At 56.2% G+C, this 16,736-nt stretch carries 13 protein-coding genes; 11 read left to right on the plus strand and 2 right to left on the minus strand.

Annotation, left to right across the window (positions count from 1 at the left end; all coding sequences use genetic code 11):
• Positions 1-16: 16 nt before the first annotated feature.
• Positions 17-883 carry a GNAT family N-acetyltransferase gene (locus tag N438_RS15340; RefSeq protein WP_012542565.1) on the minus strand — a complete coding sequence of 289 codons (867 nt, stop codon included), beginning with the start codon at positions 881-883 and terminating at the stop codon, positions 17-19.
• 510 nt (positions 884-1,393) lie between these two features.
• Between N438_RS15340 and N438_RS15345 the strand changes: the two genes are divergently transcribed.
• From N438_RS15345 to N438_RS15380, 8 genes are all read left to right on the plus strand, one after another.
• A complete protein-coding gene (locus N438_RS15345) occupies positions 1,394-2,314 on the plus strand; it encodes a Kdo(2)-lipid IV(A) acyltransferase (RefSeq protein WP_008805482.1) in 921 nt (306 codons plus the stop codon).
• 100 nt (positions 2,315-2,414) lie between these two features.
• Positions 2,415-2,687, plus strand: coding sequence for a DUF1471 domain-containing protein (locus N438_RS15350; protein WP_002892402.1), 273 nt, complete (start codon positions 2,415-2,417; stop codon positions 2,685-2,687).
• 293 nt (positions 2,688-2,980) lie between these two features.
• Positions 2,981-4,561, plus strand: coding sequence for a lysine decarboxylation/transport transcriptional activator CadC (gene cadC, locus N438_RS15355; protein ID WP_022064709.1), 1,581 nt, complete (start codon positions 2,981-2,983; stop codon positions 4,559-4,561).
• Positions 4,562-4,926: 365 nt separating this feature from the next.
• Positions 4,927-6,261, plus strand: coding sequence for a cadaverine/lysine antiporter (gene cadB, locus N438_RS15360; protein ID WP_008805484.1), 1,335 nt, complete (start codon positions 4,927-4,929; stop codon positions 6,259-6,261).
• An 82-nt stretch (positions 6,262-6,343) separates the two neighbouring features.
• Positions 6,344-8,491: a lysine decarboxylase CadA gene (cadA, locus tag N438_RS15365; protein ID WP_012968785.1), complete on the plus strand. Its 2,148-nt coding sequence runs from the start codon at positions 6,344-6,346 to the stop codon at positions 8,489-8,491.
• 60 nt (positions 8,492-8,551) lie between these two features.
• Positions 8,552-10,027, plus strand: coding sequence for a dipeptide permease DtpD (gene dtpD / locus N438_RS15370; RefSeq protein ID WP_012542563.1), 1,476 nt, complete (start codon positions 8,552-8,554; stop codon positions 10,025-10,027).
• A 331-nt stretch (positions 10,028-10,358) separates the two neighbouring features.
• A complete protein-coding gene (gene lysS / locus N438_RS15375) occupies positions 10,359-11,876 on the plus strand; it encodes a lysine--tRNA ligase (RefSeq protein WP_004202393.1) in 1,518 nt (505 codons plus the stop codon).
• A 157-nt stretch (positions 11,877-12,033) separates the two neighbouring features.
• Positions 12,034-12,465 (plus strand): cell envelope integrity TolA C-terminal domain-containing protein, encoded by a 432-nt coding sequence (locus tag N438_RS15380; RefSeq protein ID WP_012968783.1) that lies wholly within the window; start codon positions 12,034-12,036, stop codon positions 12,463-12,465.
• 44 nt (positions 12,466-12,509) lie between these two features.
• Here N438_RS15380 and N438_RS15385 read toward each other — a convergent pair whose 3' ends face one another.
• The gene (locus N438_RS15385) at positions 12,510-12,935 is read right to left on the minus strand and encodes a hypothetical protein (RefSeq protein WP_032736131.1); all 426 of its coding nucleotides are present in this window, start codon (positions 12,933-12,935) and stop codon (positions 12,510-12,512) included.
• A 571-nt stretch (positions 12,936-13,506) separates the two neighbouring features.
• Between N438_RS15385 and iolE the strand changes: the two genes are divergently transcribed.
• From iolE to N438_RS15400, 3 genes are read left to right on the plus strand one after another with little or no spacing between them, the layout of a single operon-like run.
• On the plus strand, positions 13,507-14,427 hold the full coding sequence (gene iolE / locus N438_RS15390) for a myo-inosose-2 dehydratase (RefSeq protein WP_008805488.1): 921 nt from the start codon (positions 13,507-13,509) through the stop codon (positions 14,425-14,427).
• Positions 14,424-15,596 carry a Gfo/Idh/MocA family oxidoreductase gene (locus N438_RS15395; RefSeq protein WP_023297162.1) on the plus strand — a complete coding sequence of 391 codons (1,173 nt, stop codon included), beginning with the start codon at positions 14,424-14,426 and terminating at the stop codon, positions 15,594-15,596. The genes iolE and N438_RS15395 overlap by 4 nt, the downstream gene beginning before the upstream one ends.
• Before the next feature lie 9 nt (positions 15,597-15,605).
• Complete coding sequence (locus tag N438_RS15400) at positions 15,606-16,637, plus strand: Gfo/Idh/MocA family oxidoreductase (RefSeq protein ID WP_032734910.1); 1,032 nt, start codon at positions 15,606-15,608, stop codon at positions 16,635-16,637.
• Positions 16,638-16,736 lie beyond the last annotated feature (99 nt).

The following is a 16,736-nucleotide window of genomic DNA, read 5'->3' on the forward strand; positions in this document are numbered from 1 at the left end:
TGACGGCGTGGCGTCGTCAGGCATGCGCCAGTAAAGGAAACATCAACTTCCTGTCTTTAAACAGGTTTTCCTTCTGGTCATAGACGAAGAGGATATCTTCTCCCTCTATTTTCTCATACTCGCCGAGCCGGTCTTCATTAGGGGTAAAACCGAGGATGGCCTGGTAAACATGGTCATCGGCCAGTTCGTTGACCAGCGTCGACAGGCTCTTACCCTCCTCGCAGAAGAGGTCAAAGCAGATCAGCACCGGACCGTTTTGCATGGCGATGACCACTGCCTCATTTTTTGCCGAGTAATAAACAAAATGCTTCATAAAGGCTGAGCAGTAAAACATCAGCAGGCCAAAGTTATGCTCCACCCGCAGCGGTGAGAACGGGTTGGATTTTTCATAGTAATGGCGGAGCAGGGCGACATCGTCAGCGCTGTCCATATCCAGTTTACGAAAATCACCGGCTCGCGGGGAAACCGGCATAATATATTGATGCTCTTCGCTGCGGGTGAAGCCAAATTTGGGGTAAAAATCCACCGTGGTGGGATTGGCGAATAAAAAGAAGGCGTCCGCCTCCTGCTGCCAGTCCTGCAGGATGTGATGGATAAGCTGGCCGGCTAATCCCTTATTACGGTGGTCCGGTTCGGTCATCACGGTGCCAATCTGAATATAACGCCGGGGCTCGCCCTGCCAGCGCAGGTCGATGATATTGGCCGAGGCGTTAGCGATAACTTTATTGCGTTCGACAAAGGCGTAGGGGATATAGGCGTCGGTCCAGTAACCTTGCTGATACCACTCTTCAAAAGACAGATCAAAAGTCTTAACGGCAAGGTCAATGAAGCTTTTTCTTAATGGGCTATTTTCTCTGACTTGCTTCACTAATTGATAATTCATTGTCATAGTTCCTTCTCACTATGGCTTCTGAAAGCGGCGACGTCGGCAAAGGCACTTGCGTCGAATGAGCGCTGTAAACGTAGCATATCTGGGAAAAGGATCCGCAATGTCGATGCTTAACCTTTGCCCCAGTCACAAATAACCGCATGCTGGCCATATCAGACCGGGCTGAACGGCCTGTTTGCGTTTGCTATCGCCATAATAGAGCGTGAGTAAACGAGGCACTGGTCGAGAGGCTGAGGCAAATGTACTGGCGATTTTATCGACAATCGGCCGCGCCGTAGAGGTTAGGTTTATTTATTTATGCATTAAACAGGAAATTTTACGCGATCTGCCTAATAATAGAGTAGCCGTCATCGCAAGGGCTGAAATTACTCAAGGAGCGACGTATAATAACGCCCTTTGTGTCTGAGTATTACCGCACGAATTGGAAAAATATAACATGCAGGATCCGCTACTTTATTTCGCGGTTTTTGCTCAGCTATTATTGAGTGAATTAACAGGATTACTATGTCAAATTTACCCAAATTTTCCCGCGCGCTTTTGCACCCGCGTTACTGGCTGTTGTGGCTGGGAATTGGCTTTTTGTGGCTGCTGGTGCAATTACCGTATCCGGTGATCTACCGTCTGGGAACGGCGCTTGGGCGGCTGGCAATGCGGGTGATGAAAAGCCGCGCGCGGATTGCCAGACGTAATCTCGAACTCTGCTTTCCCGAGATGAGCGCCGCCGACCGCGAGGCGCTGCTGGTGAAAAACTTTGAATCGCTGGGCATGGGGCTGATGGAGACCGGCATGGCCTGGTTCTGGCCGACGCACCGGGTGGCGCGCTGGACCGAGACCAGCGGCGTTAACGAGGTGGTGGAGCTTCTGGAACAAAAGCAGGGCATCTTACTGATCGGTATTCATTTTCTGACCCTCGAAATGGGGGCGCGAATGTATGGCATGTTTACCCCGGGCATTGGCGTCTACCGGCCCAATGATAACCCGCTGATTGACTGGCTGCAGACCTGGGGACGCTTGCGTTCGAACAAGACCATGCTGGATCGAAAAAATCTGAAAGGGATGGTCAGGGCGCTGAAAGAGGGGGAGATCCTCTGGTACGCGCCAGATCACGATTACGGCCCGGCCAGCAGCGTTTTTGCCCCGCTGTTTGCCGTCGAGCAGGCGGCGACCACCACCGGCACCTGGATGCTGGCGAAAATGTCCGGGGCGACGATTGTGCCGTTTGTTCCGCGGCGCAAGCCCAACGGCATGGGGTATGAATTGATCTCTCTGACGCCAGAGCGCACGCCGCCGCTGGCGAGCGCCGAGGTCACGGCGGCCTGGATGAATCAGATTATCGAACAGTGCATCCTGATGGCGCCCGAGCAATATATGTGGCTGCACCGGCGTTTTAAGACTCGCCCGGAAGGGGTACCGCCGCGTTACTGAACGCTTCGGCCGAAAAATAAGCGCATCGGTAGCACGCTCAGTAAATCGCCGTCTATACTGAAAGAGCCTGACTGAAGGCTAATTCCAAGGAGATTGCAGGATGAAAAAAGTGATAGTCGCGTTAGCCCTTTCCGCCGTTGCATTTGGCGCGTCCGCCGCACAGTTGATCACCAAAGAAGAAGTGAAACACTTCAAACTGACCAAGGTTGGACCGATCTCGGTAGGGCCGTCCGGTGGCGAGTTCTCTTCACCTTCCGATCTGCACGATCAGCTCTCTAAGCTGGCCGATGAGAAAGGCGGAAAATATTACGTGATTACCGCCGCGCGCGAGCATGGTCCAAACTTCGAAGCCACAGCGGAAGTGTATAAATAACCTTTTTAAAAGCGTGCCGTAGCGGCGCGCGACGCATTGAGCCTGGAGCGCGTTAAGCCTCCGGGCTCATTTTTTTTCTGCCATCGGAATTGCCTTAGGCAATTGCGGCAGCGGAAATGCGTTTTTATCGCTATATATAAATTTCATGATCACGATGTTAATGAATTATTGCTTTTTATTGTTGATAAAAAGCCAATTCTGACCTAATGCCTGAGGGAGTGACCCCTGGCAAAAATAGGTAGGACAAATGTGTTATCATCGCGCCTTTCCCTTTTTGTCTGGGGCTTTCTTGTATGCTACAACCTGTTGTTCGCGTCGGTGAATGGCTGGTAACCCCCTCTGTAAACCAAATCAGCAGGAAGGGGCGCCAGCTTACCCTTGAACCGCGTTTAATCGATCTTCTGGTCTTTTTTGCCCGCCATCCGGGGGAAGTGCTTAGCCGGGACGAGCTTATCGAAAACGTCTGGACCCGGAACGTTGTGACCAGCCACGTCGTCACGCAGAGTATTTCCGAACTGCGCAAGTCGCTCAAAGACGGCGACGACGTTAGCCTTGAGTACATCGCGACGGTACCCAAACGGGGGTATAAGCTCACGGTGCCGGTGATCTGGTGCACCGAGGAGGGGGAGGAACTCGCCCCGCAGATGGAGGCGCTGACGCCTTCGTCGTCGACCGCTATTCCCGTGCCACCGGCTGCCGGTGGGCCGCCAGAAGCCCCCGACTCCTCCGCCGATCTTACCGCGCCGGTGACAGCGCCAGCGGCGGCTCCCGCTGTCGCCAGCGCGCCATCGGCCCGCAAACGCCTCACCACCGCCCTGGTGTGGGGGCTGTTCCTGTTGGCGCTGGGCACCTGTGTGGCGCTGGTGGCGCTGTCGAGCATGGAGTCGCGGCCGCCGGTCAACAAGGCGCGCCTGCTGCTCAATCCGCGCGATATCGATATCCACCTGGTCAATGGTAACTCCTGCGCCAACTGGTCGTCGCAGCACTCTTACGCGGTCGGCCTGGCCAGCCTGATCACCACCTCGCTGAACACCTTCTCGACCTTTATGGTGCATGACAAAACGGACTACAACATCAATGAGCCGAGCAGCTCCGGGAAAACGCTGACCATTGAGTTCGTCAATCAGCGCCACTATCGGGCGCAGCAGTGCTTTATGTCGGTCCAGCTGGTGGATAACGCCGACAGCTCGACGATGCTGGATAAACGCTACTTTGTGACCAACGACAACCAGCTGACCATTCAGAACGATCTGATGAACAGCCTGTCGGATGCCCTGACGCAACCGTGGCCGGCGCGGATGCAGGCGATGCTCAGGCAATATCAGCCCTCGCAGAGCGTGGCGTTAACCTATTTCTACCAGTCGCATCAGCTGTTAATGAAGGGCGATGTTGATTCATTAAGTAAAGCCAGTAGCCTGCTGGATGATGTGATTAAGCGGGCGCCGGATTTTATTTACGCCTATGCCGAAAAAACGCTGGTGGATGTATTACGCCATTCGCAGCAGCCGCTGGACGATAAACAGCTAGCTGCCCTCTACAGTGAGGTTGAGCGGGTAGGGGAGATGCCGGGTATTAAAGACATGGCGATTTATTATCAAATAAAAGCGGTAGATTCGTTGGGTAAGGGTAAAGTCGACGAAGCGAATACCGCGATTAACAGTGCGATTGATTTAGAGATGTCGTGGCTGAATTATGTGCTGTTAGGCAAAGTCTATGAGATGAAAGGAGAGAACCGACTGGCTGCCGATTCTTACATCACCGCGTTTAATTTACGGCCCGGCGGGGATACCCTGTACTGGATTGAAAACGGTGTTTTCCAGACATCAGTTAATCGGGTGGTACCGTATCTCGACAATTTCCTCTCTTCAGAATAAGTAAACCCTCATCATGCGCAAGGTTTTGGGCATGATGAGGTTAAATTTATGTTTCTCATGAAGCCTCTGGTTGTTATTTGTATTTAGCATTCAGGAGGCTTTGAATAACACTTCAGTAACACTCACATCCCACTCTAACTCCATGTAACTAAACGATGTTTATCTTTTTCTGACACCCTGTTGTCATGTTTATATGTTAAGCGAAAAAGGTCAAAATATCATTTGTCTGATGTTTGTTGTTATTTCACTTTATCTTTAGGACTTATCTCGTACAAATCAGTAATCTTGTTGGCAGTTGGTCGGGTCAATTAATGGTTCTGTATCATGATCTGTACCTCCCAAATAAACTTAGGAGAAAAACAACCATGAGTTCTGCCAAGAAGATCGGGCTATTTGCCTGTACCGGTGTCGTCGCCGGTAATATGATGGGGAGCGGTATTGCATTATTACCTGCGAACCTGGCCAGCATCGGTGGTATTGCCATTTGGGGCTGGGTAATTTCAATTATTGGTGCGATGTCTCTGGCTTATGTTTATGCCCGACTGGCCACTAAGAACCCGCAACAGGGTGGTCCAATTGCCTACGCCGGGGAAATATCTCCCGCATTCGGTTTCCAGACCGGTGTGCTTTATTATCATGCAAACTGGATTGGTAACCTGGCCATCGGGATTACCGCAGTTTCTTATCTCTCAACGTTCTTCCCAATTTTAAATAACCCGGTGCCAGCAGGTATTGCCTGTATTGCCATCGTGTGGATCTTTACTTTCGTTAATATGCTCGGCGGGACCTGGGTCAGCCGTCTGACCACTATTGGTCTGGTACTGGTGCTTATTCCAGTGGTCATGACCGCGGTTGTCGGCTGGCACTGGTTTGATGTCGCCACCTATCAGGCGAACTGGAACACCTCCAGCACCACCGATAGCCACGCGGTCATTAAAAGTATCCTGCTCTGCCTGTGGGCCTTTGTTGGCGTCGAATCCGCCGCCGTGAGTACCGGGATGGTGAAAAACCCGAAACGTACCGTACCGCTGGCAACCATGCTGGGTACTGCGATGGCCGGTATCGTCTATATCGCCGCGACTCAGGTTATCGCCGGTATGTATCCTGCTTCTCAGATGGCCGCGTCCGGTGCGCCGTTCGCGATTAGCGCCTCTACCATTCTCGGCGGCTGGGCTGCTCCGATGGTTTCCGCTTTCACTGCCTTCGCTTGCCTGACTTCTCTGGGCTCGTGGATGATGCTGGTTGGCCAGGCCGGTGTACGTGCCGCCAACGACGGTAACTTCCCGAAAGTGTATGGCGAAGTCGATAGCAACGGTATCCCGAAAAAAGGCCTGCTGCTGGCGGCGGTGAAAATGACCGCGCTGATGGTGCTGATTACCCTGATGAACTCCGCCGGTGGTAAAGCTTCTGACCTGTTCGGCGAACTGACCGGTATCGCGGTACTGCTGACCATGCTGCCTTACTTCTACTCCTGTGTTGACCTGATTCGTTTCGAAGGCATCAACATTCGTAACTTCGTTAGCCTGATTTGTTCGGTACTGGGTTGCGTGTTCTGCTTCATCGCGCTGATGGGCGCAAGCTCCTTCGAACTGGCCGGCACCTTTATCGTTAGCCTGATTATCCTGATGTTCTACGGTCGCAAAATGCACCAGCGCCAGAACAACGCAACGGATAACAACAGCCCCGCTAACGCGCACTAATCAGTAACCCTTTTTCCTGAGGCTCCTTCCATCACCTGTCATCACGCGACGGGAGGGGCTTTCTACATCTGGAGATTTGACTATGAACGTTATTGCAATCATGAATCACATGGGTGTTTACTTCAAAGAAGAACCCATCCGTGAACTGCATCGTGCTCTCGAACGCCTGGACTTCCGTATTGTCTACCCGAACGACCGTGACGACTTATTAAAACTTATCGAAAACAACTCTCGTCTGTGCGGCGTGATCTTCGACTGGGATAAATACAATCTCGAACTGTGCGAAGAAATCAGCAAAATGAACGAGTACATGCCGCTGTACGCGTTCGCTAACACCTACTCGACTCTGGACGTTAGCCTGAACGATCTGCGCATGCAGGTTCGCTTCTTCGAATATGCGCTGGGCGCTGCGGAAGATATCGCGAACAAAATCAAACAGAACACTGACGAATACATCGACACCATTCTGCCGCCGCTGACCAAAGCGCTGTTCAAATATGTACGTGAAGGCAAATACACCTTCTGTACCCCTGGCCACATGGGCGGTACCGCGTTCCAGAAAAGCCCGGTAGGCAGCATCTTCTATGATTTCTTTGGCCCGAATACCATGAAATCCGATATCTCCATTTCGGTTTCTGAACTGGGTTCCCTGCTGGACCACAGCGGCCCGCACAAAGAAGCGGAAGAGTATATCGCTCGCGTCTTTAACGCAGAACGCAGCTACATGGTGACCAACGGTACCTCTACTGCTAACAAAATCGTCGGCATGTACTCCGCGCCGGCCGGCAGCACCGTGCTGATTGACCGTAACTGCCACAAATCGCTGACTCACCTGATGATGATGAGCGACATTACGCCGATCTACTTCCGTCCGACCCGTAACGCCTACGGTATCCTCGGCGGTATTCCGCAGAGCGAATTTCAGCACGCGACTATCGCCAAGCGTGTGAAAGAGACGCCGAATGCGACCTGGCCGGTACACGCGGTGATCACCAACTCAACCTATGATGGTCTGCTGTATAACACCGACTTCATCAAGAAAACCCTGGATGTGAAATCCATCCACTTTGACTCCGCATGGGTCCCTTACACCAACTTCTCGCCGATCTATGAAGGCAAATGCGGGATGAGCGGCGGCCGCGTCGAAGGGAAAGTGATCTACGAAACCCAGTCCACGCACAAACTGCTGGCGGCATTCTCCCAGGCGTCGATGATCCACGTGAAAGGCGACGTAAACGAAGAGACCTTCAACGAAGCCTACATGATGCACACCACCACTTCCCCGCACTACGGGATCGTGGCGTCCACCGAAACCGCGGCGGCGATGATGAAGGGTAACGCCGGTAAGCGTCTGATCGACGGCTCTATTGAACGTTCCATCAAGTTCCGTAAAGAGATCAAACGTCTGAAAGGCGAGTCTGACGGCTGGTTCTTCGACGTCTGGCAGCCGGAGCATATCGATGGTCCTGAATGCTGGCCGCTGCGTTCCGACAGCGCATGGCACGGTTTCAAAAACATCGATAACGAGCACATGTACCTCGACCCGATCAAAGTCACGCTGCTGACGCCGGGGATGAAGAAAGACGGCACCATGGATGACTTCGGTATTCCGGCGAGCATCGTGGCGAAATATCTCGACGAACACGGCATCGTGGTTGAGAAAACCGGTCCGTACAACCTGCTGTTCCTGTTCAGCATCGGTATCGACAAAACCAAAGCGCTGAGCCTGCTGCGTGCGCTGACCGACTTCAAACGCGCGTTCGACCTGAACCTGCGGGTGAAAAACATGCTGCCGTCGCTGTACCGTGAAGATCCTGAATTCTATGAAAACATGCGTATTCAGGACTTGGCGCAGAACATTCACAAACTGATTGAGCATCACAACCTGCCGGACCTGATGTTCCGCGCGTTTGAAGTGCTGCCATCGATGGTGATGACCCCGTATGCCGCGTTCCAGAAAGAGCTGCACGGTCAGACTGAAGAGGTTTATCTCGAAGAGATGGTCGGCCGCGTCAACGCCAACATGATCCTGCCGTATCCTCCGGGAGTGCCGCTGGTGATGCCGGGTGAAATGATCACCGAAGAAAGCCGCCCGGTGCTGGAGTTCCTGCAGATGCTGTGCGAAATCGGCGCCCACTACCCGGGCTTCGAAACCGATATCCACGGCGCCTATCGTCAGGCGGATGGTCGTTACACCGTTAAAGTGCTGAAAGAAGAAAACAACAAGTAATAGACGCACACCAGGGAAGTGGCTTGCCACTTCCCTTTTTTCACGCTGCAAGGAGAACCTATGAAAACACCCTCACAGCCGCGCGCGATTTACTACATCGTTGCGATCCAGATCTGGGAGTACTTCAGCTTTTACGGCATGCGTGCCTTACTCATCCTTTATCTCACCCACCAGCTTGGCTTTGACGACAGCCATGCCATCAGTCTGTTCAGCGCCTACGCATCTTTAGTTTACGTTACCCCTATTCTCGGCGGCTGGCTTGCCGACCGCCTGCTCGGCAACCGCACGGCGGTGATTGCCGGGGCGCTGTTAATGACCCTCGGCCACGTGGTGCTGGGCGTCGAGTCGACCTCCGCATGGAGTCTGTACGTCGCGCTGGCGATCATCATCTGCGGCTACGGCCTGTTCAAATCCAATATCAGCTGCCTGCTCGGCGAACTGTACGCTCACGACGACCCGCGTCGCGACGGCGGTTTCTCGCTGCTGTACGCCGCCGGCAACGTCGGGTCGATCGCCGCGCCCATCGCCTGCGGACTGGCGGCGCAGTGGTACGGCTGGCATATCGGCTTTGCGCTGGCGGGGATCGGCATGTTTATCGGCCTGATGATTTTCTTAAGCGGCAGCCGCCATTTCCGGCATACCCGCGGCGTCGATAAACCGGCGCTGCGGGCAGTGAAATTTGTGCTGCCGACCTGGGGCTGGCTGCTGGTGATGCTGTGCCTGGCGCCGGTGTTCTTCACGCTGCTGCTGCAAAACAACTGGTCCGGCTATCTGCTGGCGATCGTCTGCCTGTTCGCCGCCCAGATGGTGGCGCGGATCATGATCAAAGCCCCGGAGCATCGTCGCGCGCTGTGGCAGATCGTCCTGCTGATGCTCGCAGGAACGCTGTTCTGGGTGCTGGCGCAGCAGGGCGGGAGCTCGATTAGCCTGTTTATCGACCACTTCGTCAATCGTCGCCTGCTGAACTGGGACGTGCCAACCGCGCTGTTCCAGTCGGTCAACGCGGTGGCGGTGATGGCGGCCGGCGTGGTGCTGGCGTGGCTGATGCGCCCGGAAGGCAGCGTGCGTTCGGTGCTGCGCGTCTGGCTGAAATTCGCTTTCGGCCTGCTGCTGATGGGCGGCGGCTTTATGCTGCTGGCGCTCAATGCCCGCCACGGCGCGGCTGACGGCCAGGCCTCGATGGGCATGATGGTCGCCGGGCTGGCGATGATGGGCTTTGCCGAACTGTTTATCGACCCGGTGGCGATGGCGCAAATCACCCGTCTGAACATGCCCGGCGTCACCGGGGTGTTGACCGGGATCTATATGCTGGCCACTGGCGCGGTGGCCAACTGGCTGGCGGGCGTGGTGGCGCAGCAAACCACCGAATCGCAAATTAGCGACACGGCGATTGCTGCCTATCAACATTTCTTCTCGCAGATGGGCGAATGGACCCTCGGCTGCGTGGCGGTGATGGTCGTTATCGCCTTTGCCGCGGCCTGTAGTGTGGGCAAACGCCGTGCGGCTGCCGGTGAAGTTACCGGCGGCGGCGCCTGACGCTCGTCCCGGCTGGTGGCGTAAACGCCTTATCCGGGCCGCTATTCGTAGCCCCGATAAGCGCAGCGCGACCGGGGGCATGACATCAACAGCGGAGCGCGAAGTCGCTCCTTGCACAGCTTAGTGAACAGGAGGAGGATATTCTGGCATGCGCGGAGGCCAACGATAAAAAATACCGTTACTGAAGCCATAGCTGAGTGAGATCAGCTTGGAGTGAATCCAGGATCGTTAAGATTGTGCTCTGGTGTCTTCCCAGAGACAGGCCGCGCGGAAGGGTGACCTGGTTCAATTTATCGAAGCTAGTTTGAAAGCAAGGTTATGAGGAATCCATATGTCTGAACAACAAGCACAAGGTGCCGATGAGGCCATTGACCTTAATAATGAACTGAAAACTCGTCGCGAAAAACTGGCTGCACTGCGTGAGCAGGGCGTAGCCTTCCCCAACGACTTCCGTCGCGATCATACCTCTGACCAATTGCATGCTGAATTCGATGCGAAGGATAACGATGAACTCGCTTCCCTGAACGTTGAAGTTGCGGTGGCTGGCCGGATGATGACCCGCCGCGTGATGGGCAAAGCCTCTTTCGTCACTCTTCAGGACGTCGGCGGCCGCATTCAGCTGTACGTGGCGCGCGATGACCTGCCGGAAGGCGTCTACAACGAACAGTTTAAAAAATGGGACCTCGGCGATATCATCGCCGCCCGCGGCAAGCTGTTCAAAACGCAAACCGGCGAACTCTCTATTCACTGCACCGAGCTGCGTCTGCTGACCAAAGCCCTGCGCCCGCTGCCGGATAAATTCCACGGCCTGCAGGATCAGGAAGTCCGCTATCGCCAGCGCTATCTGGATCTGATCGCCAACGAAGAGTCACGTCATACGTTCCGTATCCGTTCGCAGATCCTCGCGACCATGCGCCAGTTCATGGTGGCTCGTGGCTTTATGGAAGTCGAAACCCCGATGATGCAGGTGATCCCTGGCGGGGCGTCCGCCCGTCCGTTCATCACCCATCACAACGCGCTGGATCTGGATATGTACCTGCGCATCGCGCCGGAACTGTATCTGAAACGTCTGGTGGTCGGCGGTTTTGAACGCGTGTTTGAAATCAACCGCAACTTCCGTAATGAAGGGATCTCGGTACGCCATAACCCAGAGTTCACCATGATGGAACTGTATATGGCGTATGCTGACTACAAAGACCTGATCGAACTGACCGAGTCGTTGTTCCGCACCCTGGCGCAGACGGTGCTGGGCAAAACCGAAGTGCCATATGGCGACCAGGTGTTTGATTTCGGTAAGCCGTTTGAAAAACTGACCATGCGCGAAGCAATCAAGAAACACCGTCCGGAAACCAACATGGCGGATCTGGATAACTTCGACGCGGCGAAAGCGCTGGCGGAATCTCTCGGTATTCAGGTAGAGAAAAGCTGGGGTCTGGGACGTATCGTCACCGAAATCTTTGACGAAGTGGCGGAAGCGCATCTGATTCAGCCAACCTTCATCACCGAATACCCGGCGGAAGTTTCCCCGCTGGCGCGCCGTAACGACGTCAACCCGGAAATCACTGACCGCTTTGAATTCTTCATTGGCGGCCGTGAAATCGGTAACGGTTTCAGTGAGCTGAACGATGCCGAAGATCAGGCGCAGCGCTTCCAGGATCAGGTGAACGCCAAAGCGGCGGGCGATGACGAAGCGATGTTCTATGACGAAGACTACGTCACCGCCCTGGAGTATGGTTTACCGCCGACCGCGGGTCTGGGTATCGGTATCGACCGCATGGTGATGCTGTTTACCAACAGCCATACCATCCGCGACGTGATCCTCTTCCCGGCCATGCGTCCGCAGAAGTAATCCGTTGCACTCCCTCCCGGCCTGCGCCGGGAGGTCCTCCCTGCATTATCCCCATCCTGTCTTTTGCCCTGCTTTATGAACCGCTAACCGCTATTTATCGGGATGTTTTGCCGTGGCCAGACGCGCGACAATAGTGACCATTTCGCAAGGAGACGCTATGAGCAAATTTGGTATTGCCCTCATGACCGCGGCGGCTATTAGCCTGCTGAGCGGCTGCCAGGCGGCGAAGGAGAAGCATCCGACGCAGGAGGAACTGATCCGCCAGATGCAGCAGCGGGCCGCGGCCCCGGATACGCACACACTGCCGCCGGGCAAAGCCACGCAGGACCAACTGATGCGCTACGCCTTCACGCTCAGAGAGGCGGTTATGGTTCAATTGCCCAACAGCGCACGCTACCAGGGGAAAATATGCTCCGTGCGGCTGTCGCTTAACCGCAGTGCAAAACTGACCGGACTGCAGCAGGAGGGGGGCGATCCGGCGTTCTGCGCGGTAGTGACCGATGCGGTACTGCGCACGACCTTCCCGCCCTTTGCCAGCGAAGGGGTCTACCAGATCTTTAACCATCCGCTACTGGATTTTAAGCCTTAGCGCACCCGGCTTTCCGCCCCCGCCGGACGGCAGGGGCGGAGAGATTACTGCACTTTTTGCAGGGAGCCGCGCTGGCTGCCGTTTGTCCAGCTGCCGTTAAAGGCGTCGTTGAGGGTAAAGGCTGAACTTTTCACCCGGAAAGTCAGTTTGCCCTGGCTGGCTTTCGCCGCCTCGACCAGATGACCATGGGTTTTCACCGTTTTAGCGGTGACGACAATCTCATCAATTTTATCGCCATACTCCGTATAAACATACCAGGTGCCCACCCAGGGGCCGAAGCCGCTGCTGGCCTGCTGCGCGGCGGCGGCATTCTCGGCTTTGGTTTTATGAATATCGCAGGTGGTCCCGTCGGTCATCTGCGTGCAGCCGGAACGTTCAAGCTGTTCCCGGTATTTCGCGCTAATGGCGTGGGCCGGCGCGGCGGCGACCAGCGCCAGGGTGAGGGTGGTGAAAAGCCAGGTCTTATTCATCTTATTGTTTCTCATCGCGATAGCGGCGTGCATGGTCATAAAGGTTGATACACATTGGTGCATTCTCCCGGTGCGTCAGAATAAATATAACCGCAGCCATTCCTGATAAATAACTAGCAGGAAGGAGATGGGTTATTTATTGGTAAAACATCATTACCCTGATTTTATTTATCACTGTACCTTCCCGCTGCATGTCATATTATTGCAGAGAGAATGTTAAGTAATTGATGTTTTAAAAGTGACTATTTGTCACTTACGCAAATAACAGCAGGCCCGGCCTGGGCGCGCGGCTAAAGCCCGCGCCGGTGCGGTGTTGAGTTTTTTTCATATTGCTATCATCATATTTCGAATGAAAGGGATAACCTCTGAAGCGGGTTATTAAGCCAGTAATTTTTAGCCGCAAAATAAGCCGGCGGCAAGCATTATTTCCATTTATTTTTCAGGGTTACCTGAAATAGCGGATATATCGCCAGCGCAATGATGGATTTCCATCATTTCTCCGTTTTCATCGTCGGTCGTCGCCTGCTTATAGTGACGCCAGACAAGACCACAGGGTGAAAAGGAGAACAAGATGGCGACAGAGCATCTGCAGTGGGGCGTGAGCCCCCTGTGCTGGACCAACGATGTGCTGGAGGATTTAGGCGGCGATATCCCCCTGGATACCTGCCTGCGCGAGGCGCGGGAGGCGGGCTATCAGGGCATTGAGTTAGGACGGAAATTTCCCCGCCAGGCAGAGACGCTGGGCCCGCTGCTGGCGGCGGCTGACCTGCGCCTGGCGTCCGGCTGGTACAGCGGCTTGCTGGCCGAGCGCAGCGTGGAAGCGGAGCTGGAGGCGGTGCGGGAGCACGCGCAGCTCCTCCGGCAGCTCGGCGCGAGGGTGATGGTTTACGGCGAGTGCGGGCAACTGCCGGGTGAAACCCCGCTTGATGAGCCTATTTCACTCTCGCCGCCGTTAAGCCGTGTCAGCCTGGCGGCGTATTGCCACAAGCTAAATACCTTTGCCGACCTGCTGCTGCGCGACTATGGCCTCCAGCTGGCCTATCACCATCATCTGATGATGCTGGTGGAGCACGATGACGAGCTGGAGCGGTTTCTGTCCCATACCCATGACAACGTCGGGCTGGCGTTTGATACCGGACACGCCTTTGTCGCCGGGGTCGAGATCCCGCGCGTGCTGCAAAAATATGGCCACCGTATCCGCCATCTGCATCTGAAAGACGTCCGTCCGCAGGTGCTGGGGCGTCTGTATCGTGAAAACCTGAGCTTTAACGAGGCGGTGCGCGCCGGGCTGTTTACCATCCCCGGCGACGGCTGCATCGACTATGCGCCGATCCTCGACTTCGTCCGGCGCAGTGACTACCGCGGCTGGCTGATTATCGAAGCCGAGCAGGACCCGGCGATGGCGCCGCCGCTGGCCACCGCCCGCCGCGCCTATGCCTGGCTGGCGCACCATTTATCTTCCCCTTCACCGTCAGAGGAGCACGCAGCATGAGCGCGCGGTTAAATATCGGTCTTATCGGCTCGGGTTTTATGGGTCAGGCACACGCTGACGCGTACCGTCGCGCGGCCATGTTCTATCCCGATCTGCCGAAGCGCCCGCATCTCTACGCGCTGGCGGATCAGGATCAGGCGCTGGCTGAACGCCATGCGGCGAAACTGGGGGCGGAAAAGGCCTACGGCGACTGGCGCGAGCTGGTAAACGATCCGCAGGTTGATGTGGTGGATATCACCTCGCCGAACCATCTGCACTACACAATGGCGATGGCGGCGATCGCGGCGGGTAAACATGTCTATTGCGAGAAGCCGCTGGCGGTCAACGAGCAGCAGGCGCAGGAGATGGCGCAGGCGGCACGGCGCGCGGGGGTGAAGACCATGGTGGCCTTTAACAACATCAAAACGCCGGCGGCACTGCTGGCAAAGCAGATTATCGCCCGGGGCGATATTGGCGAACCGGTGCGCTTTCGCGGCACCTTTGATCAGGGGTTTTATAACGACCCTAACCTGCCCTGGTCCTGGCGCTGCTCGAAAACCCTCGGCGGCAGCGGGGCGCTTGGCGACCTTGGCGCCCATACCCTGTCGGTCGCCCAGTTTTTGCTGGGCGGGATCCGCGAAGTGACCGCCAGCGCGCAAACCTGCCTGCGCCAGCGTCCGGTGCCGCAGCGCGATGCCGGGTATGCCAGCCGGGTCGCGGCCGATGCCGAGTGGCGGGAAGTAGAAAATGACGATCAGGTTCAGTGCCTGGTCAATTTCGACAGCGGCGCGGCGGGAGTGATTGAGGCCTCGCGCATCGCCGCCGGGCGGATCTTCGGCGTGTTCTGGGAGGTTTCCGGCACCGAAGGCACGCTGTATATGGACGGGGAGCGCTTTAACGAACTGCAGGTATATCGCTTCAACGATGATAAACACGACCGCGGCTTTAAGACGCTGTATGCCGGGAGCCAGATCCCGGCCTATGCCGGCTTCTTCGGCTTCGATTTTGGCGGCGGTGGGCTGGGCTATTTTGACGTCAAGGTGATCGAAGTGCATGACCTGGTGCAGGGGATTTGCGGGGAGGGCGACTGCTATCCCAACTTCGAATTTGGTTTGCAGAATCAGCGCGTGCTGTCGGCGATTGAAGCCTCGATGGTCAGCCGCCGCTGGGTGAACGTGGTTAAAGACTAAGGAGCCGCTATGTTTCCCTCACACTTACCGATCCCGCGCCGCCCGGCGGCGCAGAGCATTCCCTCCCTGCGCTGGGGCATTATCGGTCCTGGCTGGATCGCCGAGCGCTTTGTTCATGCATTGAAAACCTACAGCCGACAGCAGGTGGTGGCGGTGGCCTCCCGCAGCCAGGCGAAGGCCGAGCGGGTGGCCGCGGAATGGGGGATCCCCCAGGCTTACGGCCAGGTGGAGGAGATGCTGGCGCGCCCGGATATTGATGCGGTGTACATTGCGACGCCGCACAACCATCACTTTCCTGACGGCATGCAGGCGCTGAAGGCGGGTAAACACGTGCTGATTGAGAAGCCCTTCGCGCTCAACCTCGGCGAAGGGCGTGAGCTGCAGGCCGAAGCCGCCCGCCAGGGGAAGCTGGCGCTGGAGGCAATGTGGTGCGATTACGCGCCGAAATATGATGTGATCCGCCAGCTGCTGGAGGATGGGGCGCTCGGCGACCTGCATACCCTGCTGGCCGATCACGGCGAGTATTTCACCTCCGACCACCGCATCTTCAATGCCGACCTTGCCGGCGGGCCGATGATGGACCTCGGCAGCTATTTGACCTCGTTTGCGCTGATGGTGGGCGGCATGCCGCAGGAGATTGTCGCCCGCGGCAGCGCCACGGCGGAGGGGCTTAACGGTCAGACGTCGATGCTGTTTAGCTGGCAGAACGGGATGCAGGGGTTGTTAAACACGACGTTGTTCAGCAACACGCCGGGCGGGGCGGTGGTGGCCGGACGCCAGGCGACCCTGACGATCGACGGTCAGTTTTACGCCCCCGGCGGCTTTACGCTCGCCGCCAGCCAGGGCGGGCAGGTGCTGCGCTGGGAAGAGCCGCGCAATCGCTACGACCAGCTGTTCTGGCAGGCGGAGCATTTTGCCTGGTGCATCGGGCAGGGGCTGCAGGACTCGCCGCTGCGGCCGCTCAGTCGGGTGCTGCAGAATCTGCAGGTGATGGATGAAGTGCGGCGCCAGGTGGGCGCGGTGTTTAACGAAGAACGCTAAGGAGCCGGCCGGGCTTTGGTTTGCAGATAGCGCGAGCGTGTCTGCCATTGCCCGGCACCAGGACGCGTACGATGCCGGATGTCTGTTGCCCGGCGGCGC

It is taken from the genome of Klebsiella sp. GL120222-02 (assembly GCF_003097195.1).
GTDB lineage: Bacteria > Pseudomonadota > Gammaproteobacteria > Enterobacterales > Enterobacteriaceae > Klebsiella > Klebsiella variicola.

Bases quoted from the DNA above. Each gene is read 5' to 3' on its own strand.
- N438_RS15380 (WP_012968783.1), top strand. From the start codon at position 12,034: ATGAGCAAATTTGGTATTGCCCTCATGACCGCGGCGGCTATTAGCCTG.
- N438_RS15340 (WP_012542565.1), bottom strand. From the start codon at position 883: ATGAATTATCAATTAGTGAAGCAAGTCAGAGAAAATAGCCCATTAAGA.
- N438_RS15400 (WP_032734910.1), top strand. From the start codon at position 15,606: ATGTTTCCCTCACACTTACCGATCCCGCGCCGCCCGGCGGCGCAGAGC.
- N438_RS15385 (WP_032736131.1), bottom strand. From the start codon at position 12,935: ATGAATAAGACCTGGCTTTTCACCACCCTCACCCTGGCGCTGGTCGCC.
- cadC (WP_022064709.1), top strand. From the start codon at position 2,981: ATGCTACAACCTGTTGTTCGCGTCGGTGAATGGCTGGTAACCCCCTCT.
- N438_RS15395 (WP_023297162.1), top strand. From the start codon at position 14,424: ATGAGCGCGCGGTTAAATATCGGTCTTATCGGCTCGGGTTTTATGGGT.
- lysS (WP_004202393.1), top strand. From the start codon at position 10,359: ATGTCTGAACAACAAGCACAAGGTGCCGATGAGGCCATTGACCTTAAT.
- cadB (WP_008805484.1), top strand. From the start codon at position 4,927: ATGAGTTCTGCCAAGAAGATCGGGCTATTTGCCTGTACCGGTGTCGTC.
- dtpD (WP_012542563.1), top strand. From the start codon at position 8,552: ATGAAAACACCCTCACAGCCGCGCGCGATTTACTACATCGTTGCGATC.
- cadA (WP_012968785.1), top strand. From the start codon at position 6,344: ATGAACGTTATTGCAATCATGAATCACATGGGTGTTTACTTCAAAGAA.
- N438_RS15350 (WP_002892402.1), top strand. From the start codon at position 2,415: ATGAAAAAAGTGATAGTCGCGTTAGCCCTTTCCGCCGTTGCATTTGGC.
- iolE (WP_008805488.1), top strand. From the start codon at position 13,507: ATGGCGACAGAGCATCTGCAGTGGGGCGTGAGCCCCCTGTGCTGGACC.
- N438_RS15345 (WP_008805482.1), top strand. From the start codon at position 1,394: ATGTCAAATTTACCCAAATTTTCCCGCGCGCTTTTGCACCCGCGTTAC.